At 76.1% G+C, this 10,995-nt stretch carries 1 protein-coding gene; it reads right to left on the reverse strand.

The window, feature by feature from the left end:
- Positions 1-13 precede the first annotated feature (13 nt).
- Positions 14-10,921: a type I polyketide synthase gene (locus VAB18032_RS11760; protein ID WP_050814726.1), complete on the reverse strand. Its 10,908-nt coding sequence runs from the start codon at positions 10,919-10,921 to the stop codon at positions 14-16.
- Between the last annotated feature and the right edge of the window lie 74 nt (positions 10,922-10,995).

Below are 10,995 nucleotides of genomic sequence, written 5' to 3' on the forward strand. Positions count from 1 at the left end.
TCGCGTGTCTCGCTCACCCGGCGTCGACCTCCTGATAGTCGCTGCGAGACCCCCGGCCGAGCTGGGAGTCGATCAAGTCGAAGATCTCCTCGACCGTGGCCGAGTCGAGTTGCTTTCGGGTCTTGCGGGCGGGCGTCGCCGCGCCGGCCGGCCCGTCGGCAGGCGGCACGAGCTGGTCGAGAAGGTGCGCGGCCAACTCCGCCGGCGTGGGGCGGTCGAACACCACGGTGGGTGGCAGCCGCAGCCCGGTGGCGCGGGACACCCGGTTGCGCAGCTCCACCGCCGTCAACGAGTCGAAACCGCTGTCCTTGAACGCCCGGTCCACCACCACGGCGTCGGTGTCGGTGTGGCCCAGGACCGCCGCGACCTGTGTACGGACCAGGTCCACCAGCAGGGCCGTGCGCTCCGTCGGGGACAGCGGCAGCAGCCGCTCGCGCAGCGAGTCCGGCGACGCCGTCCCCGCCGAGCGGGCCACCCGGCGCACCGGCCGCACCAGCGCGCGCAGCACGGCCGGCACCACACCGGATCCGGTGCGGCCCCGGTCCAGGCGCAGCGGCGCCGGCACCAGCACCGGACGGTCGGCCGTCCAGGTGGCGTCGAACAAAGCCAGGCCCTGCTCGTCGGTCATCGGCAGCAGGCCGCCGCGTTCGATGCGGCCCAGGTCCGTGCCGCCCAGGTGGGCGGTCAGGCCGGTGGCCCGCGCCCACATGCCCCAGGCCAGCGACACGGCGGGCAGGCCGGCGCGGCGCCGCGCCGTGGCCAGCGCGTCCAGGAACGCATTGGCCGCCGCGTAGTTGGCCTGCCCCGCACCGCCCAGCAGACCCGACGCCGAGGAGAACAGCAGGAACGCCGACAGGTCCAGGTCCCGGGTCAGCTCGTGCAGGTGCCACGCGGCGTCTACCTTCGGTGCGAGCACCCGGGCGATCTTCTGCGGGGTCAACGACTCCAGGACGCCGTCGTCCAGGACACCGGCAGTGTGCACGACGGCGGTGAGCGGGTGCTCCGGCGGCACCGCCGCCAACACCCCGGCGACCGCCGCCCGGTCGGCCAGGTCGGCCGCCACCACGTCCACCCGTACGTCCAGGGAGGTCAACTCACCGACCAGCTCCGTCGCGCCGGGCGCGGCCGGACCGGACCGGCTGACCAGCAGCAGGTGACGTACCCCGTGGGCGCGCGCCAGGTGCCGGGCGACGAGGCCGCCGAGGCTGCCCGTGCCGCCGGTGACCAGGACCGTGCCGTTCGGGTCGAGCGGGACCGGGGCGGTCAGGGCGATCTTGCCGATCTGCCGGGCCTGGCTGAAGTAGCGCAGCGCCTCCGGCGCCCGCCGGACGTCCCAGGCGGTGACCGGCAGCGGCGGAAAGACCCCCTGGTCGATCAGCCGGACCACCTCGGCGAACAGCTCGCCCACCCGCGCGGGGGCCAGGTCGAGCAGCTCGAACGCGTGGTAGTCGACGCCGGTGGGCATCTGCTCGGACGACCGCAGGTCCGCCACACCCATCTCCACGAACCGACCGCCCGGACCCAGCAGGCGCAGGGACGCGTCGATGAACTCCCCGGTCAGCGAGTTGAGCACCACGTCGACCGGGCCGAACCGGTCGGCGAAGTCGGTGTTCCGCGACGACGCCAGGTGCGCCTCGTCCAGGTCCAGCGCCGCCCACTTGGCCGGGCTCGCCGTGCCGAACACCTCGGCGCCCAGGTGCCGGGCGAGGTGCCCGGCGGCCAGACCGACCCCGCCGGCGGCGGAGTGGATCAGCACCCGCTCCCCGGGGCGCAGGTCCGCCAGGGTGACCAGCGCGTAGTAGGCGGTGGTGCAGACCGCCGGCGCTGTGGCCGCCTGCGCGAAGGACCATCCGGCGGGCAGGTGGGCGAGCAGCCGCGCGTCCACGACGGCGCGCGGGCCGATGGCGCCCTGGAGGAAGCCGTACACCCGGTCACCGGGGGCGAAGCCGGTGACACCGACGCCGACCTCGACCACCACGCCCGCACCCTCCGCGCCCAGCGGGGCGTCGCGGGGTACGACGCCCAGGGTGGCCAGCACGTCGCGGAAGTTCAGCCCGCAGGCGCGTACCGCGACCCGGACGTGCCCGGCCGGCAGCGGCGCTTCGGTCACCTCCGTCAGGCGCAGCTCGTCCACAGTGGTGCCGGCCGCCTCCAGCCGCCAGGCGCCCGGCGGCGGGACGAGGCCCCGGTTGGCGGCGGCGCGGGCCAGGCGCGGCACGTACCCGCGTCCCTCGCGGACGGCGATCTGCGGCTCTCCGGTCGCCACGGCCGCCGCCACCACGGCTGCCGACTCGGGCCGCCCGTCGGTGTCGACGAGCGTGAACCGGTCCGGGTTCTCCGTCTGCGCGCTGCGCAGCAGGCCCCACAGGGCGGCGTGCGCCAGGTCGGCGGCAGGATCGCCGGGGCGCACGGCCACCGCGTCGCGGGTCACGACGACCGCGCCCCGGTCGTCGGCCAGCCGGCCGGCGAGTTCGGCGATCGTGGACGTCACCAGCCGGCCGGTGGCCGCCACCGGGTCGTGCGCATCCGACGGTGCCACCACCAGCAGGTCCGGTTCGGTCACCGGGGTGTCCGGCAGGGCCAGTGGGGTCCAGTCGAGGACCAGCACGTCGGGGGCGTGCGGCGCGGTGGCCTCCAGGGACGGTGCCGCGCGCAGCACCAGCGACTCGATCTCGGCGACCGGTGCCCCGGTGGAGTCCGCCAGCGCCACCGCCACGGTGTCCTCGCCCCGCGGGCTGAGCCGTACGCGCAGGATGTCGGCGCCGGTGGCGAACACCCGTACGCCGGTGAAGGCGAACGGCAGGCGGACACCCGCGCCGAGGAAGTCCCCGAACGCCAGCGCGTGCAGGGCCGCGTCGAGCAGCGCCGGGTGCAGACCGTACCCCTCCGGTTCGAGGCCCTCGGGCAGCCGGACCTCGGCGAAGACCTCCTCGCCGCGCCGCCAGGCGGCCCGCAGCCCCCGGAAGGCCGGGCCGTACCCGTAGCCGGACGCGGCCAGCTGCGGGTACAGGCCCTCGACGTCGACGGCCTGCGCCCCGGGTGGCGGCCAGGCGCCCCAACCGGCCGGCGCGGGCGGCTCGGTGGGAAGCAGGACGCCGGAGGCGTTGCGTACCCAGGCGTCGCCGACGCTGCGCGAGTACACGCGCAGCCCGCCGTCGCGGACCTGGACCTGCACGTCCACGCCCCCGCGCTCGGGCAGCACGCAGGGCGTCTCCAGGGTCAGCTCCGCCACCCCGGCAGCGCCGGCGGCCTCCGCGGCCTGGGCGCACAGCTCGACGAACGCCGCGCCCGGCAGCAACGGCACGCCCGCCACCGTGTGGTCGGCCAGCCACGGGTGGCTGTCGAGCGACAGTCGGCCGGTGAGCAGCACGCCCTCGTCGTCGGCCAGGTCGACGGCCGCGCCGAGCAGTGGGTGCGCGGTGGCAGCCAGCCCGAGCCCGGTGGCGTCGACCGGCCGCGTCGTCGCGTCGAGCCAGTAGCGGTCGCTGGCGAACGCATACGTGGGCAGGTCCACCAGCCGTGCGTCGGCGCCCACGGCCGGACGCCAGTCCACCGCCACGCCGGTCACGTACGCCTCGGCCAGCGCGGTGAGGAAGCGGCGGCGGTCGCCCTCGTCCCGGCGCAGCGTGCCCAGCGCGACCGCCCCGGTGACCTGCTCGGTGACGGTGGTCAGCACCGGGTGAGGGCTCATCTCCAGAAAGGTGCGGTGCCCCTCGGCGTGCAGCCGGCGGACCGTCTCGTCGTAGCGCACGGTGCTGCGCAGGTTCGTGTACCAGTAGTCGGCCGTGAGCGTGGTGGTGTCCAGCGCCTCGGCGGTGACCGTGGAACAGAACGCGATCTCGGCGGCCCGGGGTTGCACGGTCTCCAACGCAGCCAGCAGTTCCTCACGCAGTGCCTCCACGTGCGCGGAGTGTGAGGCGTAGTCGACCGGCAGGATCTTCACCCGGACCTCCTCGGCGGCACACGTGGCGGCGATGTGGTCCAGCACGCCCGGGTCGCCGGCGATCACCGCGGTGTCCGGACCGTTGGTCGCGGCGACGGCCACCGTGTGGCCCCAGCGCCGGGTGACCTCTCCGACACCGAGTGCGACCGAGGCCATGCCGCCGGTCCCGGCGATCGCCGTGATCGCCCTGGCCCGCAGCGCCACCACGGCGGCGGCGTCGGCCAGGCTGAGCGCGCCGGCCACGTGGGCGGCGGCGATCTCACCCTGGGAGTGGCCGACCACCGCGTCGGGCGTGACGCCGTGGTGCTGCCAGAGCCGGGCCACCGACACCATCACCGCCCAGAGCGCGGGCTGCACGACGTCCACCCGCCGCAGGGCCTCCTCGTCGGCGAGCACGTCGAGCAACGCCCAGTCCACGTGCGGTGCCAGCGCGGCGGCGCAGGCGTCCAGGGACTCGCGGAAGGTGGGCTCGTCGCGGTACAGGTCCAGAGCCATGCCGGTCCACTGCCCGCCCTGCCCGGGGAAGACGAAGACCACCTTGCCCGGCTCGTCGGCGTCGCCCACCGGACCGGTGAACGTCGCGTCGTCCAGCGCCCGTAGGCCCTCGGCCAGCTCGTCGGCGTCGTCCGCGAGCACGACGGCCCGGGTGGCGAGGGAGGTGCGGGCCGCGAGGGTACGGGCCACGTCGGCGGGATGCCGGTCGGCCACGGCGGGGAGCAGACGGGCGGCCTGTCGGCGCAGCGCCGCCGGGTTGGCGGCGGACACCGGCACCGGTACGAGGCGGCCGGCGCGCACCGGCGGCACCTCGAGCGGGTCGCCCTGCTCGACGACGACGTGGGCGTTCGTGCCGCTCATGCCGAACGAGGACACCCCGGCGCGGCGCGGCCGGTTCGACTCCGGCCAGGGCCGCGCCTCGGTGACCAGCCGGACCGCACCCGCCGACCAGTCCACGTGCGGGGTCGGCTCGTCGACGTGCAGGGTCCGGGGCACCAGCCCGTGTCGCATGGCGGCGACCATCTTGATCACGCCGCCGACACCGGCTGCGGCCTGGGTGTGGCCGATGTTCGACTTCAGCGAGCCGAGCAGCAGCGGCTCGTCGCGGCCCTGCCCGTAGGTGGCGATGATCGCCTGCGCCTCGATCGGGTCGCCCAGGGTGGTGCCGGTGCCGTGCGCCTCCACCACGTCGACGTCGGACGGGCGCAGCCCCGCGTCGGCCAGCGCACCCAGGATGACCCGCTGCTGCGACGGCCCGTTGGGTGCGGTGAGCCCGTTGGACGCGCCGTCCTGGTTGATGGCGGTGCCCCGGATGACGGCCAGCACCGGCCGACCATCGCGCCGCGCGTCGGCGAGCCGCTGCACCAGCAGCAGGCCGACACCCTCGGCGAAGGCGGTGCCGTCGGCGGCGGCGGCGAACGCCTTGCAACGGCTGTCCGGGGACAGGCCCCGCTGGCGCGAGAAGCCGACGAAGATGTCCGGGTTGGACAGCACCGTCGCACCGCCCGCCAGGGCCAGGTCGCACTCGCCGCGGCGCAGCGACTGCACGGCCAGGTGCAGCGCCACCAGCGACGAGGAGCACGCGGTGTCCACGGTGACCGCCGGGCCCTCCAGGCCGAGGGTGTAGGCGATGCGGCCGGAGGCGATGCTGCCGGCGCTGCCGATGCCGAGGTATCCCTCCAGGTCGGCGGGGATCGGGTCGGCCCGGGAGCCGTAGTCGGTGTAGACGACCCCCGCGAAGACCCCGGTACGGCTGCCGCGCAGCGCCGTGGGGTCGATCCCGGCCCGCTCGAACACCTCCCAGCCGGTCTGCAGCAGCAGCCGCTGCTGCGGGTCCATGCCGGTGGCCTCGCGGGGGCTGATGCCGAAGAATTCCGGGTCGAACCCGGCGGCGTCGTAGAGGAAGCCGCCCTCACGCGCGTACGTGCGGCCGGTGGCCTCCGGGTCGGGGTCGTACAGGTCCGCCGGCCAGCCCCGGTCGGTCGGGAACGGTCCCACCGCGTCGAGTTCCGACACCACCGCCTGCCACAACGCCTCGGGGTCGGCGATGCCGCCCGGATAGCGGCAGCCCATCGCGACGATGGCGATCGGTTCGTCGCTGGCGACCGCCACCGGGGCAGCGGCCACGGCGGCACGGCCGAGCAGGTCGTCGCGCAGGTGTTCGGCCAGAGCGCCGGGACTGGGGTGGTCGAAGATCAGCGTCGCGGGCAGGGTCCGCCCCAGCGCGGTGTTGAGACGGTTGCGCAGCTCGATGGCGGTGAGCGAGTCGAACCCGAGGTCCTTGAAGGCGCGGCGCTCGTCGATGCCGCTGGCGTCGTCGTGGCCCAGCACCCCGGCGACATGGGTACGGATGGTGTCCAGCAGCAGACGGCGCCCCTCGGCGGGGGAGGCGCCGGCCAGCCGGGCCGCCAGGCCGGTGGCACCGCCGGGCAGCGCCGGCACGAGGGCCCGCAGCGCCACGGGCAGCGTGCCCGCCCGCGCCTGCCCCCGCAGCCCCGCCCGGACCAGGGGCGCGGCCACCACGTCGACGTCGTGCGCCAAGACCTGCGCGAACAGTGCGGCCAGGCGGGCGTCGTCGAGGGACACCAGCCCGAGCCGGCGGGTGCCGGCCGACGGACCCCAGGCGACGACCTGGGCGGGCAGCCCGTCGGCGCGACGGCGGGCCGCGAGCGCGCCCAACCCGGTGGTGGCCGCCGCCACGGCGGCCTGCCCGATGCCGCCCAGCACACCCGCCGCCGAGCCGGACAGCACGAACCGGGTCAGCGGCAGGTGCGCGGTCAGCTCGTGCAGGTGCCGGGCCGGCGCCACGATCCGCTCGACCAGGGCCGTGAGGTCCTCGGGGCTCAGCGCGGCCAGCGGCGCGTCGGCCGTGGGCTGCACGGCGTGCACGACCGTGCGCAGGTTCGCGGCGCGGTGGACCGCCTCGGCGAGCACGGCACGGTCGGTGGGATCACCGGTGAGCACCTCGGTGGGTACGCCCACGTCGGCTGGTGCCGTGCCGTCCACGTCCACCACCACCAGCCGGTCCACGCCGTGGCGCGCCAGCGTGCGCAGCACGGCGTCGCGCAGCGCTCCGGCCTCCCCGACGATCAGGGCCGTGCCGTCCAACTCGACGGGGCGGCCCGGCGCGGTGAGCGGCGCGAGCCGGGGCGTACGCAGCTCCGCACCATGGACCGCCACCTGCGGCAGCCCGGCGGCCACGGCGTCGCGCAGCGCGTCGGCGTCGCGCCCGTCCCACTCGACGAGGCCGACCCGCCCGGGCTCCTCCAGTTGCGCGCACCGGACCAGACCCGTCACCGTGCCCGCCCCGCGGGCCACCACCACCTGGCGCGGCCCGTCCGGCTCGGCCAGCCCGCCGCGAAGCACGGCCAGCGCGGCGGGACCGGCGTCGCCGGGCAGCTCGTGCGGCACCGGCTCGGTTGCGGCGGCACCCCGGGGCCGGGCCACGGGGGCCCACTCCAGCGTGAACAGGGGGTCGTGGTGCCCGGCGGCCGACACCACCGGCACCGGACCCAGCACCACCTCGGCGATCTCGACCACCGGCGCACCGGCGGAGTCGGTCAGCGACACGGCCCACGAGTCGCCGTCGCGGCGGCGTACCGACGCGCGGGTCGGCTGGCCGTCCGGCTGCGGCAGCCGTACCCCGCGCCACCGGCTCGGCAGCCGGGCGTCGCCCCGGCCGAAGGCGGGCAGCAGGGCGGCGTCGAGCAGCGCCGGGTGCAGCGTGAAGCGTCCCTCCGGCGGCGACGCGAGGTCGGCGACGTACCCGTCGGCGTCGCCGGACACCGCCGTGGGCGCCGAGGCCAGTTCCACACCGGCCGCGGCGAGCCGCTCCACCGCCTCGTCCGGGGCGAGCGGTGCGCCCGGCACCGGCCGGTGCGGCGGGAGGTCCTGCGCCGTGGCCGGGACGAGCACACCGTGACCGTGCCGGGTCCAGGGCGCCTCGTGGTCGGGCCGGGCGTACACGCCGATCTCCCGGTCGCCGTCGGCGCCGGCCGGCGCCACCACGACCTGCAACCAACCGGCGGTGGCGGACAGCACCAAAGGCGTCTCCACGCTGAACTCGCCGACCGCACCCAGACCGGCCAGCTCGCCCGCCCGTAGGGCGAGGTCGAGCAGCGCGGTGCCGGACAGCACGGGTACGCCGCCGACCCGCAGCTCGGCGGCGGCCCGGTCCGCTCCGGGCACCAGCCGCCCGGTGAGCACCAGCGTGCCGTCGCCGGCCACGTCGACGGCACCGCCGAGCAGCGGGTGGTCGGTCGGGCCCACCCCCACCCCGGATGCGTCGCCGGTCCGCGCGGGCGCGTCCAGCCAGTAGCGGGACCGCTGGAAGGCGTACGTCGGCAGGGGCACACGGCGCGCCGGGCCGATCGCGGCGGACCAGTCCACCGGTACGCCCACGGCATGCACCGCACCCAGTGACGTGATGAAACGTCGACGGTCGCCCTCGTCGCGGCGCAGCGTGCCGAACGCGCCCTCGCCGAGCACCGGCGTCAGTACCGGATGCGGGCTGATCTCGACGAAGATCCGGTGGCCCTGTTCGCGTAGCCGGGTCACCGCCTGGTCGAACCGGACGGTGCTGCGCAGGTTGGTGTACCAGTAGTCGGCGGTCAGGCCCCGGGTGTCGAACTCCGCACCGGTGACGGTGGAGTGGAACGGGACCCGGGCCTCGGTCGGGGTGAGGTCGCGCAGCGCGTCGAGGATCGGCTCCCGCACGGGCTCCACGTGCGCCGAGTGGGAGGCGTAGTCCACCGGCAGGACCCGGGCCCGGACTCCCTCGGCGTCGTACGCGGCGACCACCTCGGCGACGGCCTCTGGTTCACCGGCGACGACCGTCGCGTCGGCGGAGTTCGTCACGGCCACGGTGATCCGGTCGCCCCACCGCTCGGTGATCTGCTGTGCGGGCACAGAAACCGACGCCATGGCACCGCGACCCGCGACGGCGGTGATGGCCCGCGCCCGCAGCGCCACCACGGCCGCGGCCTGCTCCAGCGACAGGGCACCCGCGACACAGGCGGCGGCGATCTCGCCCTGGGAGTGGCCGACGACCGCGTCGGGGGTCACGCCGTGGTGCTGCCACAGCGCCGCCAGTGACACCATCACCGCCCACAGGGCGGGCTGGACGACGTCGACGCGTCCGAGGGCGTCGGCGTCGGCCAGCACGGCCCGCAGCGACCAGTCGACGTGCGGGGCCAGGGCCCGCTCGCAGTCGTCCAGCGCCGCGCGGAACACCTCGTCCTCGCGGTACAGGTCCAGGGCCATGCCCGCCCACTGGGCGCCCTGGCCGGGGAAGACGAACACGACCCCGCCGGGGTGCCCGGCCGTGCCGCGCACCGGCGGCTCGTCGCCGTCCGCGACGGCGTCCAGGGCGGTGCGCAGCTCGTCGAGGTCGGCGGCAACGAGGACGGCCCGCTCGGCGAGCGGGGTACGGGTGGTGGCCAGCGAGTGCGCGACGTCGGCCACCGTGAGGTCGGGGTGGGCGTCGAGGTGCGCGCGGAGCCGGGCCGCCTGCGGCCCGAGAGCCGACGCGGTGTGCGCCGACAGCACCACCGGCACCGGCTTGCGCGCGAGCACGTCGTCCGGTGGCGCGTCGGCGACCCCGTCGGGGTCGCCCTCCTCCAGGATCACGTGCGCGTTGGTGCCGCTGATGCCGAAGGAGGACACGGCCGCCCGCCGGGGCCGCTCCCGCGCCGGCCAGTCGCGGGCCTCGGTGAGCAGACGGACGTCACCGACGCTCCAGTCGACGTGCGGGGTGGCCTCGTCGGCGTGCAGGGTGGCGGGCAGGAGCCCGTGCCGCATGGCCTGCACCACCTTGATCACCCCGCCGACGCCGGCCGCCGCCTGGGTGTGCCCGATGTTCGACTTGAGCGAGCCCAGCCAGAGCGGCTCCGTGCGCCCCTGCCCGTACTCGGCCAGCAGTGCCTGGGCCTCGATCGGGTCACCGAGCCGGGTGCCGGTGCCGTGTGCCTCCACCAGGTCGACCTCGGCGGGCTCCAGGCCGGCACTGGCCAGCGCCGCCCGGATGACCCGCCGCTGCGCCGGGCCGTTGGGCGCGGAGAGCTGGCTGCTGCGGCCGTCCTGGTTGACGGCGCTGCCGCGCAGCAGCGCGAGCACCGGGTGACCGTTGCGGCGGGCGTCGGCGAGCCGTTCGACAAGCACCAGGCCGACGCCCTCGGCCCAGCCCGTGCCGTCGGCCGAGGCCGCGAATGCCTTGCACCGCCCGTCCGGCGACAACCCCCGCTGGCGGCTGAACTCCACGAACAGCTCCGGCGTGGCGATGACCGTCACGCCGCCGGCCAGCGCCAGGTCGCACTCGCCGCGCCGCAGCGCCTGCGCCGCGAGGTGCAGCGCCACCAGCGACGACGAGCACGCCGTGTCGACGCTCACCGCCGGCCCCTCCAGGCCGAGGGTGTACGCGATCCGGCCGGTGGCCACGCTGCCCGCGCTGCCGGTGCCCATGTACCCCTCGAAGCCCGCCGGGATCGGGCGCAGGCGGGCACCGTAGTCGCCGTACATGACCCCGGCGAACACGCCGGTCCGGCTGCCACGCAGCGAGTCCGGTGCGATCCCGGCCCGCTCCACCGCCTCCCAGGCGGTCTCCAACAGCAGCCGCTGCTGCGGGTCGATGGTCAACGCCTCACGGGGGCTGATCCCGAAGAACTCCGGGTCGAAGTCGGCGGCGTCGTGCAGGAAACCCCCCTGCCGGGTGGTGGACGTGCCCGGGTGCTCCGGGTCCGGGTCGTACAGCTCGTCCAGTGGCCAGCCCCGGTCATCGGGGAACCCGCTGATCGCGTCGGTGCCGGACGCCACCAGCTGCCACAGGTCCTCCGGCGAAGCCACCCCGCCGGGGAAGCGGCAGGCCATCGAGACGATGGCCACCGGCTCCCGGTCGGCCGACTCCACCTCGGTCAGGCGCCGGCGGGTCCGCAGCAGGTCGTCGGTGACCCGCCGGAGGTACTCGCGCAGCTTCTGCTGGTCGGCAATGCTGTCCGTCCCCTTGCTCGGTGTGGTCATCGCCGGTCTCCTCCGGTCGTGGCGGTGGTGGGCCGCGACCGTCG

The sequence above is a fragment of the Micromonospora maris AB-18-032 genome (genome assembly GCF_000204155.1).
In the GTDB taxonomy this organism is placed as follows: Bacteria; Actinomycetota; Actinomycetes; order Mycobacteriales; family Micromonosporaceae; genus Micromonospora; species Micromonospora gifhornensis.